General features: G+C 73.1%; 17 protein-coding genes and 1 riboswitch. Of the genes, 13 read left to right on the forward strand and 4 right to left on the reverse strand.

The window, feature by feature from the left end:
- Window positions 1-127 precede the first annotated feature (127 nt).
- The 3 genes from dprA (at window position 128) to QK440_RS14030 (ending at window position 3,145) form a co-directional block, all read left to right on the forward strand.
- Window positions 128-1,279 (forward strand): DNA-processing protein DprA, encoded by a 1,152-nt coding sequence (gene dprA, locus QK440_RS14020; protein WP_282793399.1) that lies wholly within the window; start codon window positions 128-130, stop codon window positions 1,277-1,279.
- Window positions 1,280-1,589: 310 nt separating this feature from the next.
- Window positions 1,590-2,435, forward strand: coding sequence for an RNA polymerase sigma factor WhiG (gene whiG, locus QK440_RS14025; RefSeq protein ID WP_282793400.1), 846 nt, complete (start codon window positions 1,590-1,592; stop codon window positions 2,433-2,435).
- A 152-nt stretch (window positions 2,436-2,587) separates the two neighbouring features.
- Window positions 2,588-3,145: a TetR/AcrR family transcriptional regulator gene (locus QK440_RS14030; protein ID WP_282793416.1), complete on the forward strand. Its 558-nt coding sequence runs from the start codon at window positions 2,588-2,590 to the stop codon at window positions 3,143-3,145.
- 353 nt (window positions 3,146-3,498) lie between these two features.
- On the opposite strand, the gene QK440_RS14035 is transcribed toward QK440_RS14030, so the two are convergent.
- Window positions 3,499-4,245 carry a M23 family metallopeptidase gene (locus tag QK440_RS14035; protein ID WP_349239290.1) on the reverse strand — a complete coding sequence of 249 codons (747 nt, stop codon included), beginning with the start codon at window positions 4,243-4,245 and terminating at the stop codon, window positions 3,499-3,501.
- Between the two features lie 272 nt (window positions 4,246-4,517).
- On the opposite strand from QK440_RS14035, the gene rpsB reads away from it, so the two are divergent.
- The 10 genes from rpsB to QK440_RS14085 all read left to right on the forward strand — a co-directional run bounded on the left by rpsB (window position 4,518) and on the right by QK440_RS14085 (window position 15,504).
- Window positions 4,518-5,426, forward strand: coding sequence for a 30S ribosomal protein S2 (gene rpsB / locus QK440_RS14040; protein ID WP_282793401.1), 909 nt, complete (start codon window positions 4,518-4,520; stop codon window positions 5,424-5,426).
- 98 nt (window positions 5,427-5,524) lie between these two features.
- Window positions 5,525-6,361: a translation elongation factor Ts gene (gene tsf, locus QK440_RS14045; RefSeq protein WP_282793402.1), complete on the forward strand. Its 837-nt coding sequence runs from the start codon at window positions 5,525-5,527 to the stop codon at window positions 6,359-6,361.
- 231 nt (window positions 6,362-6,592) lie between these two features.
- Window positions 6,593-7,351 carry a UMP kinase gene (gene pyrH / locus QK440_RS14050; protein ID WP_190138193.1) on the forward strand — a complete coding sequence of 253 codons (759 nt, stop codon included), beginning with the start codon at window positions 6,593-6,595 and terminating at the stop codon, window positions 7,349-7,351.
- A gap of 214 nt (window positions 7,352-7,565) precedes the next feature.
- Entirely contained in the window at window positions 7,566-8,123 is a 558-nt protein-coding gene (frr, locus tag QK440_RS14055) for a ribosome recycling factor (RefSeq protein WP_282793403.1), read from the forward strand.
- A 58-nt stretch (window positions 8,124-8,181) separates the two neighbouring features.
- Window positions 8,182-9,345 carry a phosphatidate cytidylyltransferase gene (locus tag QK440_RS14060; RefSeq protein WP_282793404.1) on the forward strand — a complete coding sequence of 388 codons (1,164 nt, stop codon included), beginning with the start codon at window positions 8,182-8,184 and terminating at the stop codon, window positions 9,343-9,345.
- A 141-nt stretch (window positions 9,346-9,486) separates the two neighbouring features.
- A complete protein-coding gene (gene rlmN / locus QK440_RS14065; protein ID WP_282793405.1) occupies window positions 9,487-10,593 on the forward strand; it encodes a 23S rRNA (adenine(2503)-C(2))-methyltransferase RlmN in 1,107 nt (368 codons plus the stop codon).
- A gap of 24 nt (window positions 10,594-10,617) precedes the next feature.
- A riboswitch (TPP riboswitch) is annotated at window positions 10,618-10,723 on the forward strand.
- Between the two features lie 96 nt (window positions 10,724-10,819).
- Window positions 10,820-11,905: a thiamine ABC transporter substrate-binding protein gene (locus tag QK440_RS14070; RefSeq protein WP_282793406.1), complete on the forward strand. Its 1,086-nt coding sequence runs from the start codon at window positions 10,820-10,822 to the stop codon at window positions 11,903-11,905.
- Between the two features lie 107 nt (window positions 11,906-12,012).
- A complete protein-coding gene (locus tag QK440_RS14075; RefSeq protein ID WP_282793418.1) occupies window positions 12,013-13,623 on the forward strand; it encodes an iron ABC transporter permease in 1,611 nt (536 codons plus the stop codon).
- Entirely contained in the window at window positions 13,623-14,702 is a 1,080-nt protein-coding gene (locus QK440_RS14080) for an ABC transporter ATP-binding protein (protein WP_282793407.1), read from the forward strand. The genes QK440_RS14075 and QK440_RS14080 overlap by 1 nt, the downstream gene beginning before the upstream one ends.
- Before the next feature lie 10 nt (window positions 14,703-14,712).
- Entirely contained in the window at window positions 14,713-15,504 is a 792-nt protein-coding gene (locus QK440_RS14085) for a maleylpyruvate isomerase family mycothiol-dependent enzyme (protein ID WP_282793408.1), read from the forward strand.
- Between the two features lie 25 nt (window positions 15,505-15,529).
- Here QK440_RS14085 and QK440_RS14090 read toward each other — a convergent pair whose 3' ends face one another.
- The 3 genes from QK440_RS14090 to QK440_RS14100 form a co-directional block, all read right to left on the reverse strand.
- Window positions 15,530-16,684: an LOG family protein gene (locus QK440_RS14090; RefSeq protein WP_282793409.1), complete on the reverse strand. Its 1,155-nt coding sequence runs from the start codon at window positions 16,682-16,684 to the stop codon at window positions 15,530-15,532.
- Between the two features lie 37 nt (window positions 16,685-16,721).
- The gene (locus QK440_RS14095) at window positions 16,722-17,126 is read right to left on the reverse strand and encodes a VOC family protein (RefSeq protein ID WP_282793410.1); all 405 of its coding nucleotides are present in this window, start codon (window positions 17,124-17,126) and stop codon (window positions 16,722-16,724) included.
- A gap of 304 nt (window positions 17,127-17,430) precedes the next feature.
- On the reverse strand, window positions 17,431-18,582 hold the full coding sequence (locus QK440_RS14100) for a hypothetical protein (protein ID WP_282793411.1): 1,152 nt from the start codon (window positions 18,580-18,582) through the stop codon (window positions 17,431-17,433).
- Window positions 18,583-18,821 lie beyond the last annotated feature (239 nt).

An 18,821-nucleotide genomic window follows, 5' to 3' on the forward strand; every position in this document is an offset into this window, starting at 1 on the left:
GGATCCGGCTCGGAGCCCGGAAACGGCTCGGAGCCCGGAAACGGCGCGGCGCCCGGATCCCGCTCGGAGCCCGGAACCGGCTGCGCCCCCGGAGCCACCACCGCGCCCGCAGTGCGAGCCGCTCGCCGTGCCAGCCCCCGACGAGGAACGGCTCGCACGAATCGCCCTGACCCGGGTGCTCGAACCGGGGGACGCCGTGGGCGGCTGGTGGCTGCGGGAGTGGGGAGCCGCCGCCGTGCTGCGGCGGCTCCAGGACGGGGCGGCGATGCTGCCCGGGGTGAGCACCCGGCGCTGGGAGGGCCTGCGGGCACGGGCCGCCCGGACGCGGGCCGGACAGGACCTGGAGGTGGCCGCGGCGGCGGGGGCGCGCTTCGTGACGCCCCAGGACACGGAGTGGCCCGCGCAACTCGACGACCTGGGGGACGCGCGGCCCGTGGGGCTCTGGGTGCGGGGCCGGCCGTCGCTGCGCATCTGGGCGCTGCGCTCGGTCGCCGTCGTGGGCGCGCGGGCGTGCACGGAGTACGGGGCGCACATGGCGGCAAGCCTCGGCGCGGGCCTCGCCGAGCGCGGTTGGGTGGTGGTGTCCGGCGGCGCGTACGGCGTGGACGGCGCCGCGCACCGGGGCGCACTGGGCGCGGGCGGCGCCACCGTGGCAGTGGTGGCGTGCGGGGTCGACCGGCCCTACCCCCGCGGACACGCCCAGTTGCTCGACAGAATCGCGGAACAGGGGCTCGTAGTGGGGGAGTTGCCGCCCGGCGACCACCCGACGCCGAGCCGGTTCATCCTGCGGAACAGGGTCATCGCCGCCCTCACCCGGGGCACGGTCGTGGTGGAGGCGGCCTACCGCAGCGGGGCCCTGGTCACGGCGCGAGCCGCGCGGGACCTCGGGCGGTTCACGATGGGGGTGCCCGGGCCCGCCACCAGCGGCCTCTCGGCGGGGGTGCACGAACTGCTGCGCGGGGACGCGGTGCTCGTCACGGACGCCGCGGAAGTGGTGGAGCTGGTTGGGGACATGGGTGAGCTGGCCCCGCGGCGGCGCGGCCCCGTCGTGCCGCGCGACCTGCTCGGCCCCGGCGCCGCCCGGGTCCTCGCGGCGCTGCCGGCCCGGGGTGGCGCGGCCGTGCCCGACATCGCGCGGGAGGCCGGCACCAGCGCGGACGACGCGGTCGCCAGGCTGTACGAGCTTCGCTCCCTGGGGTTTGTCGAACGGCTGGGCGACGGCTGGCAGTTGACACGCCAGGCGTTTCTGTCCGCCATTCCGGAGGAGGGTGATGCGTGACGGTGCGTGTTCCGCCGGATGGATGACGGCGTGGCGCCCGCCTGACGGCCGCGTGAATCGGCGCAGTTGGCGCCTTAGATCCATTACGCAGAGCGACCGCTCCGGACCGCCGGGACGTGAAGCGGAACGTATCTGCGTACGCCCGATCCCATACTCTTCGCTCACCGCGACACTTCAGTCACGCTACGCTCACAACGAATCCGGTGCAGACAGGCAATCAGACGGACAACCCCACCCACTCCACGCAAACCACCACCGCACCAGTTCCGGCAACCTCCCAGGTTCACGGCAGAACGGCTCAAGGCGACGTATGCCCCAGCACACCTCCGGGTCCGACCGGGCGGCAGTTCCCCCCGCCGCCCGAAGCGGCGAGCAGGAGCGGCGGCCCCCCGCGCCCTCGTCGCTGGACGAGCTGTGGCGGTCGTACAAGGCGACGGGTGACGGGCGGCTGCGCGAGCAGCTCATCCTGCACTACTCGCCCCTGGTCAAGTACGTCGCGGGCCGGGTGAGCGTGGGTCTGCCGCCCAACGTCGAACAGGCGGACTTCGTGTCGTCCGGGGTCTTCGGGCTCATCGACGCGATCGAGAAGTTCGACATCGAGCGGTCCATCAAGTTCGAGACGTACGCGATCACCCGCATCCGCGGGGCGATGATCGACGAGCTGCGGGCGCTGGACTGGATCCCTCGGTCGGTACGGCAGAAGGCGCGCAACGTGGAGCGGGCCTACACCACCCTGGAGGCGCGGCTCAGGCGCACCCCCTCGGAGAGCGAGGTCGCCGCCGAGATGGGCATCCCGATCGAGGAACTGCACGCGGTCTTCAGCCAGTTGTCCCTGGCCAACGTCGTCGCCCTGGAGGAGCTGCTGCACGTCGGCGGCGAGGGCGGCGACCGGCTGAGCCTGATGGACACGCTGGAGGACACCGCCGCCGACAACCCGGTCGAGGTCGCCGAGGACCGTGAGCTGCGGCGGCTGCTCGCCCGCGCCATCAACACGCTGCCGGAGCGGGAGAAGACCGTCGTCACGCTCTACTACTACGAGGGCCTCACCCTCGCCGAGATCGGGAACGTGCTCGGCGTGACCGAGAGCCGGGTCAGCCAGATCCACACCAAGTCGGTGCTCCAGCTCCGGGCGAAGCTGGCCAGTTTCGGCCGCTGAGCACGCTGAATCGTCCCTCCCCAGCCCCCTCCCTCGGCCGCCGCCCCGCCTCGACGCGCCCTCGCCGCCGGGCAGAGAGCCTGCTTGGCGGGCTCCCCTGGCGCGAGGGGCGTCCGTAGAGTGGAGGCGTGCCAAGGATTCGAGCGGCCTCTGTGGCCGAGCACCGGTCGATGCAGCGCGGCGCCCTGCTGGACGCCGCGCGCACCCTGCTGTCCGAGGGCGGTACGGAGGCGCTGACGTTCCCCGCGCTCGCCGAGCGCACGGGCCTCGCGCGATCGTCCGTCTACGAGTACTTCCGTTCCCGCGCGGCCGTCGTCGAAGAGCTGTGCGAGGTGGACTTCCCCGTCTGGGCGGCGGAGGTCGAGGCCGCGATGGAGCGGGCGGAGACGCCCGAGGGCCAGGTCGAGGCCTATGTGCGCCAGCAGCTCGCACTGGTCGGGGACCGGCGGCACCGGGCCGTCGTCGCCATCTCCGCGAGCGAGCTGGACGCCGGCGCGCGGGAGAAGATCCGGGCCGCGCACGGAGGCCTGGTGGCCATGATCGTGGAGGCGCTCGGCGCCCTCGGTCACCAGGAGCCCCGGCTCGCGGCCATGCTGCTCCAGGGCATCGTGGACGCCGCGGTACGGCGGATCGAGCTGGGCGTGGCCGAGGAACCCGAGGCCATCACGGAGGCGGCTGTGGGTATGGCGCTACGCGGCGTCCAGGGCTGACCCCCACCTCCCGGGGGCCCTCCCTCCCCTCCCCCCCCGCCCTCCCCTCCCCCCTCACCCACCCGCCCCCTATGTCCCAAGCCACCCCCGGCCGCCATGAACCAAGGCCGCCCGTCCGCCCTGCCGCTGCATCAGCCGGGCCCGGCCGCCCCCACGCGGGAGAGCGGCGGACCTTCCGCCCGGGACGGCTCCGTCTGCCGGGGCAGCCCTCTCGCTAGAGGCAGCCCCGCACGCCGCGGCGGAGCGCCCACTCACGGCGGCCCCCTACGCCCGGCGCCCCCAGGCCCGCACGTACCACCTACACAGGCCAGCCCAGCGAACCCCCCCACCCACACCACCTACGCACCCCCCGCTCAAAGCACCTTCAGAGCCCCCGGCAACCCCCCACCCACCGGCAACAACCGTGACGGCCCCCCTCCCAGCAGCCAGGGCGGCAGCAGGCCCAGCGGGTTCAGGTACGTGTCCGCGCGGCGGAGGCCCCAGTGGAGGCAGGCGGTGGGGCAGTGGTAGCGGGCGGTGGGTTCCACGGTGCCGAGGACGTCGCCCGTGGTGACCTCGGCGCCCTTGCGGACCGACGGGCGTACCGGCTCGTAGGTCGTGCGCAGGGGCGGGTCGCCCGTGGCCTTCAGTTCCACCGCGATCACGCCTCGGCCCGCCACCCGGCCCGCGAAGGAGACGCGGCCCGGTGCCACCGCGCGTACGGCGGAGCCCGGGGGTGCGGCCAGGTCCACGCCCCGGTGGCCGGGGCCGTAGGCCGTCGCCGGGGGTTCCCAGCCCCGCACGACCAGGGGCCGCGGGCCCACCGGCCAGGCGCCGCCCCCACCGGGCGGCGCCGCGACGGACCCGTCGGCGAAGGGCGGCGGGCCCGGGACCGCAAGGGCGGTGAAGGGCGGCGGACCCGGACCCGGGCCCGCGCGGACAGTGGAGGGCGGCGGGCCCAGGGCCGAGTCGGTGGCGAAGGGCGGCGGGCCCGGGGTCGCGTCGGTGGCGAAGGGCGGCGGACCGGGGACCGCGCAGGCGGTCGGGGGTGGGAGGGTCGCGAGGAGTGTGAGCGCGGCCAGGGCCAGTGCTGGTGTCAGGGGTCGTCGTCCGTGTGACATGCGAGAACGGTCCCGCGACCGGGCCGGTGCGCGGGGATCATGGCCGGGAACGGTGGACTACCGGTCGGTTGTGGACAGCGGCGTCACCCGGCGCCTCGCGGGTCCCGTACACTTCATGTGGCGATCCGGGCCACCGGGTCGACTTCGCACGCCCCGGCACCGGGCTTTCGCAGCCGCCGGTGTCAGCGCCTTTCGGTCCCGCACGCGAGTGCGTGGCACGGCGCGCGGCAGGGCGTCAGGAAACAACCGAGAAAACACCAAGGAGTACGGCCATGGCCGTCGTCACGATGCGGGAGCTGCTGGAGAGCGGCGTCCACTTCGGTCACCAGACCCGTCGTTGGAACCCGAAGATGAAGCGCTTCATCTTCACGGAGCGCAACGGCATCTACATCATCGACCTGCTCCAGTCGCTGTCGTACATCGACCGCGCCTACGAGTTCGTCAAGGAGACCGTCGCCCACGGCGGCACGGTCATGTTCGTCGGTACGAAGAAGCAGGCGCAGGAGGCCATCGCCGAGCAGGCCACCCGCGTCGGCATGCCCTACGTGAACCAGCGCTGGCTGGGCGGCATGCTCACCAACTTCTCGACCGTCTACAAGCGCCTGCAGCGCCTCAAGGAGCTTGAGGCCATCGACTTCGAGGACGTGGCCGCCTCCGGCCTCACCAAGAAGGAGCTGCTGGTCCTCTCCCGCGAGAAGGCCAAGCTGGAGAAGACCCTCGGCGGTATCCGCGAGATGCAGAAGGTGCCCAGCGCCGTCTGGATCGTGGACACCAAGAAGGAGCACATCGCCGTCGGCGAGGCGCGCAAGCTGAACATCCCGGTCGTCGCGATCCTCGACACCAACTGCGACCCCGACGAGGTCGACTACAAGATCCCGGGCAACGACGACGCGATCCGCTCCGTCACCCTGCTCACCCGCGTGATCGCCGACGCCGTCGCCGAGGGCCTCATCGCCCGTTCCGGCGTCGCCACCGGTGACTCCAAGCCGGGCGAGAAGGCCGCGGGCGAGCCGCTCGCCGAGTGGGAGCGCGACCTGCTCGAGGGCGAGAAGAAGGCCGACGAGAAGCCGGCCGAGGAGAAGGCCGACGACAAGCCGGCCGACGAGAAGCCCGCCGACGAGGCCAAGGCCGAGGACAAGCCCGCCGAGGCCCCGGCCGCGGACGCCGCTGAGCAGGCCTGACCTCAGCATCGGACGCTGACGGCGGGGGCCCGCGCCACGAGCGCGGCCCCCGCCGTTCACCCGTAGATCTTCGACTCCAGGAAAGACTTCCGAGAATCATGGCGAACTACACCGCCGCCGACGTCAAGAAGCTCCGCGAGCTCACGGGCGCCGGCATGATGGACTGCAAGAAGGCGCTCGACGAGGCCGAGGGCGACGTCGAGAAGGCCGTAGAGGCGCTGCGCATCAAGGGCCAGAAGGGCGTCGCCAAGCGCGAGGGCCGCTCCGCCGAGAACGGCGCGATCGTCTCCCTCATCGCCGACGACAACAGCTCCGGTGTCGTCGTCGAGCTGAAGTGCGAGACGGACTTCGTCGCCAAGGGCGAGAAGTTCCAGTCCGTGGCCAACGCCATCGCCGCGCACGTCGCCAAGACGAACCCGGCCGACATCGAGGCGCTGCTCGCCTCCGAGATCGAGGCCGGCAAGACCGTCCAGGCCTTCGTCGACGAGGCCAACGCCAACCTCGGCGAGAAGATCGTCCTGGACCGCTTCGCGCAGTTCGCCGACGGCTACGTCTCCGCGTACATGCACCGCACGATGCCCGACCTGCCCCCGCAGATCGGTGTCCTCGTCGAGCTCGACAAGCCGAACGCCGAGGTCGCCAAGGGCGTCGCCCAGCACATCGCCGCCTTCGCGCCGAAGTACCTCTCCAAGGAGGACGTCCCGGCCGAGGTCGTCGAGGCCGAGCGCCGCGTCGCCGAGGAGACCACCCGCGCCGAGGGCAAGCCCGAGGCCGCCCTGCCGAAGATCGTCGAGGGTCGCCTCAACGGCTTCTTCAAGGACGCCACCCTCCTGGGCCAGCCGTACGCCCTCGACAACAAGAAGTCGGTCGAGAAGGTCCTGCAGGAGGCCGGTGTCACCCTGAAGCGCTTCGCGCGCATCAAGGTCGGCATCTGAGTCCTCACCACGATCCGCGGTGGACCCCGCTAGGGTCTACCGCGGTCGCCCGCGCGCGCAGCGGCGCGTGCGTCGGCCGTGACGCCGTCCCTGAGGGCCCCGAGAGCGACGGGTGCCCCCGCGGGTGGCGGACGACCGCAAGAACTGACGAGGAGGCCATTGCCGAGCATGGGATGAAACACCACCCCACCGGCAATGGCCTCTTCGTATGTGCACCACAAGGAGAACTCCATGACCAAGGCCGACACCAAGACTGACGACGGCAAAGTGGCCGGGCGCTTCCTGCTGAAGCTCTCCGGCGAGGCGTTCGCCGGAGGCGGCGGCCTCGGCGTCGACCCCGACGTGGTGCACAAGATCGCCCGCGAGATCGCGGCCGTCGTGCGGGACGGCGCGCAGATCGCCGTCGTCATCGGCGGCGGCAACTTCTTCCGCGGCGCCGAGCTCCAGCAGCGCGGCATGGACCGGGCCCGCTCCGACTACATGGGCATGCTCGGCACGGTCATGAACTGCCTCGCCCTGCAGGACTTCCTGGAGAAGGAAGGCATCGACTGCCGCGTGCAGACCGCCATCACCATGGGCCAGGTCGCGGAGCCGTACATCCCGCTGCGCGCCGTGCGCCACCTGGAGAAGGGCCGCGTCGTCATCTTCGGCGCCGGCATGGGCATGCCGTACTTCTCCACCGACACCACCGCCGCCCAGCGCGCCCTGGAGATCGACGCCGAGGCCCTGCTCATGGGCAAGAACGGCGTCGACGGGGTCTACGACTCCGACCCGAAGAAGAACCCGGACGCGGTGAAGTTCGACTCCCTCGGCTACGGCGAGGTCATCACCCGCGACCTCAAGGTCGCCGACGCCACCGCCATCACGCTGTGCCGGGACAACAAGCTGCCCATCCTGGTCTTCGAGCTGCTCGCCGAGGGCAATATCGCGCGGGCGGTCAAGGGTGAGAAGATCGGCACGCTCGTCGGCGAGCAGCACACCCGGGCCTGAGCCGACGACGTCCTTCCCCGTACGGGGCTCCGCCGGGCCCCACGGGGCGCCGAGGAGCCTCCACGGGCCTCGGGGAGGCCTTCGAGGGTCCTTCGGGGGGCCTTCGAGGGGATGGACAAAGCCCTGCCGGTCGGACACCGTGCAGGAAAGAGACGCGACGCAGCCGGCCGATCCATGGAAGCCGGGCCCACTCACAGACACGCAGGAGCAAGTGGTGATCGAAGAGACCCTCCTCGAGGCCGAGGAGAAGATGGAGAAGGCCGTCGTGGTCGCCAAGGAGGACTTCGCCGCGATCCGCACGGGCCGTGCGCACCCGGCGATGTTCAACAAGATCGTGGCCGACTACTACGGCGCGCTGACGCCGATCAACCAGCTCGCCTCGTTCTCGGTGCCCGAGCCGCGCATGGCGGTCGTGACGCCGTTCGACAAGAGCGCGCTGCGCAACATCGAGCAGGCGATCCGGGACTCCGACCTCGGCGTCAACCCGAGCAACGACGGCAACATCATCCGGGTGACGTTCCCCGAGCTCACCGAGGAGCGCCGCCGCGAGTACATCAAGGTCGCCAAGGGCAAGGCCGAGGACTCGAAGGTGTCGATCCGCTCGGTGCGCCGCAAGGCCAAGGACCTCCTCGACAAGGCCATCAAGGACGGCGACATCGGCGAGGACGAGGGCCGCCGCGCCGAGAAGGACCTCGACGACCTCACCTCCAAGTACGTCGCCCAGGTCGACGAGCTGCTCAAGCACAAGGAAGCCGAGCTGCTCGAGGTCTGACCCGTGGGGTCCGACCGAGTCGAGCGACGTCTGATCTAGGTCTGAGGAATCCGATTCCGTGAACGACACTTCCTGGGGGGCGCCGTCCAGAGCCGGGTACTGGGGGGCGCCCGACCAGGGGCCGGTCCAGGGTGCTGCCCCGGTGGGTCCCGCACACGATGCGCACGCGCTGAATCCGTCAGAGACTCAGCCCATGCCCATCGTTCCCGACGTAGCCGCGAGCGGCGGACACCAGGACGACGACCGGGGGGCTGCTCAGTCGAGCGGCCCCCTGTTCCGTGACGAGACCGCGCCCGCCGCGCAGCCGTCGCACGCAGCGCACGCGGCGCACTCTCCGAACCCCGCGCAGAAGCCGCAGGAGCCCATGACCGGCGCACCACAGCCCGCCCCCGCCGCCCCGCAGAAGAAGAGCGCGGGCCGCGACCTCGGGGCGGCCATAGGGGTCGGGGTGGGACTCGGCGCGGTCATCGTCGCGTCGCTGTTCATCAAGAAGGCGGCCTTCGTCGGCGTCATAGCGGTCGCCGTCGTGGTCGGCCTGTGGGAGCTCACCTCCCGCCTCCAGGAGCGCAAGGCCATCAAGGCGCCGCTCGTGCCGCTCGCGGTCGGCGGCGCGGCGATGGTCGTCGCCGGGTACGTGCGCGGCCCCGAGGGGGCCTGGGTGGCCATGGCCCTCACCGCGCTCGCGGTCCTCGTCTGGCGTATGACCGAGCCGCCCGAGGGCTACCTCAAGGACGTCACGGCGGGCGTCTTCGCGGCCTTCTACGTGCCGTTCCTCGCCACCTTCGTGGCCCTGATGCTCACCGCGGACGACGGGCCCTGGCGCGTCTTCGTCTTCCTGCTGCTGACCGTGGTCAGCGACACCGGCGCGTACGCGGTCGGGTGGCGGTTCGGCAAGCACAAGCTGGCACCGCGGATCAGCCCCGGCAAGACCCGCGAGGGCCTGCTCGGGGCGGCGGCGTTCGCGATGGCGGCGGGCGCGCTGTGCATGCACTTCCTGATCGACGACGGCACCTGGTGGCAGGGCGTCCTGCTCGGCCTCGCGGTCGCGGCCTCCGCGACCCTGGGCGACCTCGGCGAATCCATGATCAAACGCGACCTCGGCATCAAGGACATGGGCACCCTCCTGCCGGGCCACGGCGGCATCATGGACCGCCTGGACTCCCTGCTGCCCACGGCCCCGGTGGTGTGGCTGCTGCTGGTGACGTTCGTCGGATCCGGGTGACCCCCGGGCCCCGGCGCCGCGCGTCGGCGCCGGGGCCTCGTACGGAGATCGCACTCGTGTGACCTGCGGTTTCATGAGAGAGGGGCTCGTTGTCCACAGGCGGCGGGCCCCTCGCCGTATCTCTGGGACAATGGAAGCATCATGCCCAAGCCCGGAGAACTCACTTTCGTCGCCCCCCGCGGAGCCAAGAAGCCGCCGCGGCATCTCGCCGACCTCTCGCCCGCGGAGCGGAAGGAGGCTGTCGCCGCCATCGGGGAGAAGCCGTTCCGCGCCAAGCAGCTCTCGCAGCACTACTTCGCGCGGTACGCGCACGACCCCGAGCAGTGGACGGACATTCCGGCCGGTGCGCGGGGCAGGCTGCGGGATGAGCTGCTTCCGGAGCTGATGAGTGTCGTGCGGCACATCAGCTGTGACGACGACACCACCCGCAAGACGCTGTGGCGGCTGTTCGACGGCACGCTCGTGGAGTCCGTGCTCATGCGCTACCCGGACCGGGTGACCATGTGCATCAGCTCGCAGGCGGGCTGCGGCATGAACTGCCCGTTCTGCGCCACGGGCCAGGCGGGCCTGGACCGGAACCTGTCGACGGCCGAGATCGTGCACCAGATCGTCGACGGCATGCGGGCCCTCAGGGACGGGGAGATCCCCGGCGGCCCGGCCCGGCTCAGCAACATCGTCTTCATGGGCATGGGCGAGCCGCTCGCCAACTACAACAGGGTCGTGGGCGCCATCCGCCGCCTCACCGACCCCGAGCCCGACGGCCTCGGCCTGTCGCAGCGCGGCATCACCGTCTCCACGGTCGGCCTGGTGCCCGCCATCCACCGCTTCGCCGACGAGGGCTTCAAGTGCCGCCTGGCGATCTCGCTGCATGCGCCCGACGACGAGCTGCGCGACACGCTCGTCCCGGTGAACACCCGCTGGAAGGTCCGCGAGGTCCTCGACGCCGGTTGGGAGTACGCGGACAAGTCCGGGCGGCGCCTGTCCATCGAGTACGCCCTGATCCGCGACATCAACGACCACGCGTGGCGCGGTGACCGCCTGGGCCGGCTGCTCAAGGGCAAGCCGGTGCACGTCAACCTGATCCCGCTGAACCCGACCCCCGGCTCGAAGTGGACGGCCTCGCGCCCCGAGGACGAGAAGGCCTTCGTGGAGGCCATCGCCGCCCACGGCGTGCCGGTCACGATCCGTGACACCCGCGGGCAGGAGATCGACGGGGCGTGCGGGCAGCTCGCCGCGGCCGAGAGGTAGTCTTGGCGGCGTACTGACATCTGCATATTCCGACAGGGGAGCGCCACAGCGCTGAGAGTGCGGCACCGGCCGCAGACCCTCTGAACCTCGCCCAGGTCATTCTGGGTAGGAAGTTCGGTCACCACTCAAGCTGTTGCGCCCTGCCCGGGCCCGGCCGGCCCCCGGCCGGGTGGCCCCGGGCGGGGCCGCGTCTCTTCCTGGTCCCCTCCAGGAGGATCGAACTCACGTGAGCACCACCAAGAAGGCCACGGTCGCCGCGCTCGCGGTGGGCCTCGGGCTCGTCGCCGTCTCCGCGTGCGGCTCCGGCTCCGACAGCGGCTCCGGCACCGGCTCCATGAGCGTCACGCTGGTCAGCCACAGCTCCTTCAACGTCTCCAAGGACGTCCTGAAGGACTTCGAGAAGCGGTCCGGCTACAAGGTCCGCGTCCTCAAGGACGGCGACGCCGGGCAGGCCGTCAACAAGGCCCTCCTGACCAAGGGCAACCCGCAGGGCGACGTCTTCTTCGGCGTCGACAACACGCTGCTCTCGCGCGCCCTCGACAACGGCCTCTTCCAGCCGCACCGGGCGAAGGACGCGGACCTCGTCCTGCCGGAGTACCGGCTGCCCGAGGGCGAGCACCGGGTGACGCCCGTCGACAGCGGCGACATCTGCGTGAACTACGACAAGAAGTACTTCGCCGACAAGAAGCTCGCCCCGCCGAAGACCTTCGACGACCTGGTCAAGCCCGCGTACAAGAACCTGCTGGTCACCGAGAACGCCTCCACGTCCTCGCCCGGCCTCGGCTTCCTGCTCGGCACCGCCGCGAAGTACGGCGACGACAACTGGCCGGGCTACTGGAAGAAGCTCAAGGCCAACGGCGTCAAGGTCGTCGACGGCTGGGACCAGGCCTACAACCAGGAGTTCTCCGGCTCGGCCGGCGGCAGGAAGGCCAAGGGCGACCGCCCGCTCGTCGTGTCCTACGCCTCCTCGCCGCCCGTGGAGGTGCTGTACGCCGAGCCGCGGCCCAAGGAGGCGCCGACCGGCGTCGCCACCGGCACCTGCTTCCGGCAGATCGAGTACGCGGGCCTCCTCAGCAACGCCAAGAACCCCAAGGGCGGCAAGGCGCTCCTCGACTTCCTGTCCGGCAAGCGGTTCCAGGACGACATGCCGCTGCAGATGTTCGTGAACCCCGTGCGGAAGGCCGCGCAGGTGCCCGCGCTGTTCCGGGAGTACGGCGTCGAGATCGACAAGCCGGAGACCATGGCGCCGAAGAAGATCGCCGAGAACCGTGAGCCGTGGGTCAAGTCGTGGACCTCGCTCGTCCTGAAGTGACCAAGGGGCCCGAAGGGGACCCGGCCCCGGACGGCGCGGCCGGGCCCCCGGCCCGCCGCGGCCGGGGGCTCCGCCTCTCGCGGGGCGGCGCGGCGCGGCTCGGCCTGATGGCCCTGCCCGTCGCGTTCTTCGCGGTCTTCTTCGCCTATCCGGTCGCCGCGATCGTCGCGCGCGGCCTGAAGGTGAACGGCGCCTGGCGGTTCGGGCGGATCGCCGACGTGCTCGGGCAGTCCGACATCCAGCACGTGCTGTGGTTCACCACCTGGCAGGCGCTCGCCTCGACCGCGCTCACCCTCCTGCTCGCGCTCCCCGGCGCATACGTCTTCGCGCGCTTCGACTTCCGGGGCAAACAGGTGCTGCGCGCGGTCGTCACCGTGCCGTTCGTGCTGCCGACCGTCGTCGTGGGCACCGCCTTCCTCGCGCTGATCGGGCGCGGCGGGCTCCTCGACGAGCTGTGGGGGGTGCGCCTGGACACCACCGTCTGGGCGATCCTGCTCGCGCACGTCTTCTTCAACTACGCCGTGGTCGTGCGCACCGTCGGCGGCCTGTGGGCGCAGCTCGACCCGCGCCAGGAGGAGGCCGCCCGGATGCTCGGCGCCTCCCGGCCGCGGGCCTGGCGGACGGTGACGCTGCCCGCGCTGGCGCCCGCGGTGGCGGCCGCCGCGCTGATGGTGTTCCTGTTCACGTTCACGTCCTTCGGCATCGTGCAGATCCTCGGCGGACCCACGTACGCGACGCTCGAGGTGGAGATCTACCGGCAGACGGCCAACCTGTTCGACCTGGCGACGGCGGCCGTGCTGACCCTCGTGCAGTTCGCCGCCGTCGGCGCGGTCCTCGCCGTGCACGCCTGGACCGTGCGCCGGCGCGAGAGCACGCTCCGGCTCGTCGACGCCGCCACGACGGCGCGCCCGCCGCGCGGCGCCGGGCAGCGCGGGCTGCTCGGGTTCGTGCTGCTCACCGTGGCCGCGCTGATCGTGCTGCCGCTCGGCGTCCTCGTCCAGCGCTCCCTCGACACCTCCGAGGGTCCCGGCTTCGCCTACTACGAGCAGCTCACCTCGACCGACGGCGGGGCGTTCCTGGTCCCGCCGATCGACGCCGTCTGGAACTCGCTCCAGTACGCCGTGGTGGCCACCGCCATCGCCCTGGTGGTCGGGGGGCTCGCGGCGACGGCGCTCACCCGGCGCGCGGGCCGGCTCGTGCGCGGCTTCGACGCGCTGCTCATGCTGCCGCTCGGCGTGTCCGCCGTGACCGTCGGCTTCGGCTTCCTCATCGCCCTGGACGAGCCGCCGCTGGACCTGCGGGCGTCGTGGTTCCTGGTGCCGCTCGCCCAGGCCCTCGTGGGCGTGCCGTTCGTGATCCGTACGATGCTGCCGGTGCTGCGCGCGGTGGACGGGCGGCTGCGCGAGGCGGCGGCCGTGCTCGGCGCCTCGCCGCTGCGGGCCTGGCGGGAGGTGGACCTGCCGCTGGTGCGGCGGGCGCTGCTCGTCGCGGCCGGGTTCGCCTTCGCGGTGTCGCTCGGCGAGTTCGGCGCGACGGTGTTCATCGCCCGGCCCGACAACCCGACGCTGCCGGTCGCGGTGGCCACGCTCTTCGGGCGCCCCGGGGACCTCAACTACGGGCAGGCGATGGCCCTGTCCACGATCCTCATGGTGGTGTGCGCCGTCTCGCTGCTGCTCCTGGAGCGGGTGCGCACGGACCGTACGACGGGAGAGTTCTGATGACCGCCACGGCCCCCGCGGCGAGCGGACCGGACCCGCTGCTGCGGCTCGACGGGGCCACGGTGCGCTTCGGCGCGCGGGCCGCGCTCGACGCCGTCGACCTCGCCGTCGCCGAGCACGAGATCGTGTGCGTCCTCGGTCCCAGCGGCAGCGGCAAGTCCACGCTGCTGCGCGCGGTCGCCGGGCTCCAGGCGCTCGACGCCGGGCGGATCGCGCTCGGCGGGCACGACCAGACCGGGGTGCCCGCGCACAAGCGGGGCGTGGGCCTCATGTTCCAGGACCACCAGCTGTTCCCGCAGCGGGACGTGGCGGGCAACGTGGCCTTCGGGCTGCGCATGCGCAAGGTGCCGCGCGCCGAGCAGGCCCTGCGGGTCGCGGAACTCCTCGACCTGGTGGGCCTCCCCGGCGCCCAGAAGCGGGCCGTCTCCGCGCTGTCGGGCGGGGAGCAGCAGCGGGTCGCGCTCGCGCGGGCGCTGGCCCCCCGGCCGCGGCTGCTGATGCTCGACGAGCCGCTCGGCCAGCTCGACCGCTCGCTGCGGGAGCGTTTGGTCGCCGAACTGCGGGAGCTTTTCCAGGAGTTGGGTACGACGGTGCTCGCCGTCACGCACGACCAGGGCGAGGCGTTCGCGCTCGCCGACCGGGTCGTGGTGATGCGGGACGGCCGCATCGCCCAGTCCGGTACGCCTCTGGAGGTGTGGCGCAGGCCCGCCGACGAGTTCGTGGCGCGCTTCCTCGGCTTCGACAACGTGGTCGACGCGACGGTCACCGGCGGCAGCGCCGAGACGGTGTGGGGCAAGGTGCCGGTGCCGGAGGGGACCGCGGACGGGCGGTGCCGGCTGCTCGTACGGCCCGCCGGTGTGCGCCTCACGGGCGTGGACGACGGGCTCGCGTGCGTCGTGACGGGGCGCACGTTCCGGGGGACGCACGTCGCCGTGCGCCTGGAGCCCACCGGCGATGGGGGCGCGCCCCGCCTGGAGGCCGCGTGCGGGCTGCGGGACGCGCCGGAGCCGGGCGCGCGCGTGGGGGTGCGCTTCGCGGTGGAGGAAATCGTGGTGCTGCGGCCGGGGGCGGCGTCCTAGGGTCGGACGCATGACGATCCTCCCGTACGAGCGTTACCGCACCGAAGTCGCCGCGCAGTTGGCGAGCCTGCGGACGACCCTGGACGGCGCCGACCTGTCGATGACCGTGCCCACGTGCCCCGACTGGACCCTCGACCGCCTGGCTCGGCACGTCGGGGGCGCCGTGCGCTGGGTCGAGCTGCACGTGCGCACGCGGACGACGGAGAACATCCCCGACTCGGAGGTGCCCGGCTTCCACGGCCCTGAGGAGGGCGGCGCCGCCGCGCTGGACGCGTGGCTGGCCGAGACGGCGGAGATGTTCGACGCGACGCTGCGCGGCGCCGACGCGGACACGCCGGTGTGGTCCTGGACGGGCGAGGCCACCGCCGGGTTCTGGGCGCGGCGGATGACGCACGAGGTGGCGATCCACCGCGCGGACGCGGCCCTCGCCGTCGGGGTGCCGTACGAGCTCGCGCCGGAGGTGGCCGCCGACGCCGTCGACGAGTGGCTGGACATCGTACGGTTCGTGCAGCGGGTGGCGGCGGACGAGCGGGCGGTGGCGCTGCGCGGCGACGGGCGGACGCTGCACCTGCACGCCACCGACGCCGGGCCGGAGCTGGCCGCGGAGTGGACCATCACGCTCGGTCCCGACGGGGTGTCCTGGGAGCGGAGGCACACCAAGGCGGACGTCGCGCTGCGCGGGCCGCTGACGGAGGTGCTGCTCGCGTTCTACCGGCGGCGGCCGGTGGACTCCGGCCGGGTGGAGGTCCTCGGCGACCGGGAACTCCTGGAGTTCTGGCTGGAGCGGGCCTCGTTCGGCTGAGGCCTGCGGCGCACCGGGGGCGCGGTCAGTCCGCCAGCGCCGCCAGCGCCCCCGCCGCCTCCGCCACGGTGTCCACCAGGGTGACGCGCCGGGCCATCGGGCGGTCCTTCGCCAGGGACTGGAGCAGGGGCCAGGCCGGGAGGCGGGTCGTCCAGTGCTCCCGGTCCACCAGGACCATGGGGGTGGGCTCGCCGCGCGACGCGTAGTAGTTGGGCGTCGCGTTGTCGAAGATCTCCTGCACCGTCCCGGCGGCGCCGGGGAGGAATATGACGCCCGCGTTCGAGCGGGCGAGCAGCCCGTCCTCGCGCGTGGCGTTGGCGAAGTACTTGGCGAGGTGGGAGGCGAACGCGTTCGGCGGCTCGTGGCCGTAGAACCACGTGGGGATGCCGACCGAGGCCCCGCCGGACGGCCACCGCTCCCGCACGGCGAAGGCGGCCCGCGCCCACTCGGTCACCGACGGCGTGAACGAGGGCGCCTTGGCGAGGAGTTCGAGCGCCTCGTCCAGGGCGGCGTCGTCGAAGGGGGCGGTGTACGCGCCGAGGTTCGCCGCCTCCATGGCGCCGGGGCCGCCGCCGGTGGCCACCGTGAGCCCGGCGCGCGCGAGGGAGCGTCCGAGCCGGGCCGCGCCGGCGTACGCGTCCGTGCCCCGGGCCATCCGGTGGCCGCCCATGACGCCCACGACCCGCTCGCCGTGCAGGAGTTCGTCGAGGGCGTCGGAGACGGAGTCGTCGTGGACCGCGCGCAGCATGGAGGCGAAGACGTCGCCGTCGGCCTTGGTGCGCTGGAACCAGGCGTACGCCCGGGCGTCGGGGGTCGCCTCGTAGCCGCCGTCGGACAGGCCCGCGTACAGGTCATCGGGCGCGTAGAGCCGGGCGCGGTAGGGGTCGAAGGGGAGGCCGGGCACGGGCGGGAAGACCAGCGCTCCCGAGGCGCGGACCCGGGCCGCCGCGTCCTGGCCCATCGGGCAGCCGAGGAAGACGGCGTCCGTGGTGTCGACCGTGAGCAGCACGTCCGTACGGTCGGTCAGGTCGACGGCCTGGACGCGGTGTCCGGCGAGGGAGCCGCGTCCGGCGACGACCTCGTCGAACTCGGCGAGCGTCTCGATCTCGCGGTCGCCGGGGTGCGGGGCGGATGCCGCGGAGTCGCCGGGGCGCGGGGCGGATGCTGCGGAGGGAGGCATCCGCCCATGCTAGGCACCCGGGCGGGGGAGGGGAGCCTCAGCCCTGGACCTCCGCCGGATCCATCCACATGACCTCCCAGGTGTGGCCGTCGAGGTCGTCGAAGGAGCGGCCGTACATCGAGCCGTAGTCCTGGGTGCGGCCGGCCGTGCCGCCCGCCGCGAGGGCCTTGTCCACGATCTCGTCGACCTTCTCGCGGCTCTCCGCGCTCAGACACAGCAGCACCTCGCTGGTCTTCGTGGCGTCGGCGATCTCCTTGCCCGTGAACTCCTGGTAGCGCGGCTTGGCGAGCAGCATCGCGACGATCGTGTCGCTGATCACGACGCAGGCGCAGTCGTCCGTCGAGAACTGCGGGTTGATCGTGTGGCCGAGCTCCGTGAAGAACTTCTTGGAGGCCTCGACGTCGGCGACGGCCAGGTTCACGAAGATCATCTGCTGGTGCATGGGGTGTCTCCCGCAGGTGCGTAGCTGGGTACGTGGTGGCTTACGCAGGGGTAGACAGGTGGCTGCGGCGGAAGTCATCGCTGGGGGCGAATATTTTTTCGGCGAAGTCGCATCGCGTGCGGGACGGCGCCCGTTGCGGCCCCTTCTGTCCGGGATGCCGCGCCCTTCGGGCCGGGCCCCGGGGCGGAGCCGGGGCCGGGGCCGGGGCTGGGACACGGGGGCCGGGGCCGGGACGGGAGCCTGGGGGCCGCCCCGCACCCGGCCGGGTCCGCACCCAGCCGGGCCCGCACCCGGCCGGGTGTCCTCAGCGGGTCAGGGGCATCGCCGCCAGCTCCGCCACCAGCCACGTCAGCGGGGTGAAGACGACGAGCAGCGCGCCCGTGCGCAGGGCCGCGCAGCCGCGCAGCACGGAGGCGGGGGCGCCCAGGCGGGTCAGCGCCTCCTGGACGCCGGTGCGGGAGCGGCGCCCCTCGGCGGCGGCGGTGGCCAGGGTCAGCACGGCGCAGCCCGCGACGAGGAGCGCCCCGAGCGTGCTGAACGGGCCGACGTCGGCGGGGCCGCCCGCGGTGTGCAGGGTGCTCAGCGCGTACGTGCCGGACGCCACGGCGCACACCACGCCGAGCGGCTGCCCGAGCCGCCGGGCCTCGCGCATCAGGACGCGCCCCGCGAGCAGTCGCAGCGCGCCGGGCCGCGCCGTCTGGAGGAGGTGCCCGCACAGGTAGGTGAGGCCGGGCCCGGCGAGGGCGAGGCCCACCGCGGTGAGCACCCAGCCCGCCAGCACCCCGGCCGGGTTGCCGCCGGCCCCGGGCACGCGCAGGCCCGCGGTGGCGCCGCCGCTCGCGTACGCCTCGACGGCGAGCCCGGCGCCCAGCAGGGCGACCCCCCACGGCAGGCCGCCGGGGGACTGGGGCGGGGCGTCGGGGTCGGGTGGTTCCGTGCCCGGCTTGGGGCGGCGCGGGCGCAGCGTGAGCGCGGTCGTGACGGACGCGGCCAGCGGTACGAGCACGAGCAGGGTGAGCGTGGCGGCCACCGGCAGCGGCCGGCCCGCGCCGAGCGCGCCGGCGGCCGCGCCGTCGAACGGCAGGCCGGTCAGGTCGCCGCGCAGGTGGAGGAAGCACAGCAGGGCCACCGCGGAGCCGAGCGTGCAGGCCACCGCCGTGGTCATGGCGGAGAGGACCATGAGCCGGCCGGGGCCGAGGCCGACGGAGGCGAGCCCGGGGCGCGGCTTGGTGCCGGGGTCGGTGCGGGCCACGGTGACGGCGAAGTACACGGTGGCGGCGAGCGGCAGCGCGCACCAGGCCAGGCGCAGCACGGCGCCGGTCGAGCCGGGGTGGGCCAGGGCGTGGCCGAGCGCGCACAGGAGCAGGAACCCGGTCCCGGCGGACGTGGCGGCGACGAGCAGCCGCCGCAGCAGGACCAGCGGGTGGGCGCCGCGGACTAGACGGAGAGCGAGCACGTGGCCCGGCCTTCCGCCTCGGAGCCCCCGGCGGCACCGGCAGGCGCGGGGCCGCCGTCCCCGGGCGGGCGCGCGCCGTCGTCCTCCGCCTCGGGCTGCTGGGGGGCGGGTCCCGCGGCGGGCTGGTCGTCGGCAGCCGCAAGAAGAAGCGGCTCCCGCCGGCCAAGGCCCCGTCGCGCACGCCCACCATCACCCGCCCCCCGGCCGAGCCGCACGTCGGCGACGAGGCCGCGACGCCC

The organism is Streptomyces sp. CC224B, assembly GCF_030010595.1.
In the GTDB taxonomy this organism is placed as follows: Bacteria; Actinomycetota; Actinomycetes; order Streptomycetales; family Streptomycetaceae; genus Streptomyces; species Streptomyces longispororuber.

Bases quoted from the DNA above. Each gene is read 5' to 3' on its own strand.
- whiG (WP_282793400.1), top strand. From the start codon at position 1,590: ATGCCCCAGCACACCTCCGGGTCCGACCGGGCGGCAGTTCCCCCCGCC.
- QK440_RS14035 (WP_349239290.1), bottom strand. From the start codon at position 4,245: ATGTCACACGGACGACGACCCCTGACACCAGCACTGGCCCTGGCCGCG.
- rpsB (WP_282793401.1), top strand. From the start codon at position 4,518: ATGGCCGTCGTCACGATGCGGGAGCTGCTGGAGAGCGGCGTCCACTTC.
- tsf (WP_282793402.1), top strand. From the start codon at position 5,525: ATGGCGAACTACACCGCCGCCGACGTCAAGAAGCTCCGCGAGCTCACG.
- pyrH (WP_190138193.1), top strand. From the start codon at position 6,593: ATGACCAAGGCCGACACCAAGACTGACGACGGCAAAGTGGCCGGGCGC.
- rlmN (WP_282793405.1), top strand. From the start codon at position 9,487: ATGCCCAAGCCCGGAGAACTCACTTTCGTCGCCCCCCGCGGAGCCAAG.
- QK440_RS14075 (WP_282793418.1), top strand. From the start codon at position 12,013: ATGGCCCTGCCCGTCGCGTTCTTCGCGGTCTTCTTCGCCTATCCGGTC.
- QK440_RS14080 (WP_282793407.1), top strand. From the start codon at position 13,623: ATGACCGCCACGGCCCCCGCGGCGAGCGGACCGGACCCGCTGCTGCGG.
- QK440_RS14085 (WP_282793408.1), top strand. From the start codon at position 14,713: ATGACGATCCTCCCGTACGAGCGTTACCGCACCGAAGTCGCCGCGCAG.
- QK440_RS14090 (WP_282793409.1), bottom strand. From the start codon at position 16,684: ATGCCTCCCTCCGCAGCATCCGCCCCGCGCCCCGGCGACTCCGCGGCA.
- QK440_RS14095 (WP_282793410.1), bottom strand. From the start codon at position 17,126: ATGCACCAGCAGATGATCTTCGTGAACCTGGCCGTCGCCGACGTCGAG.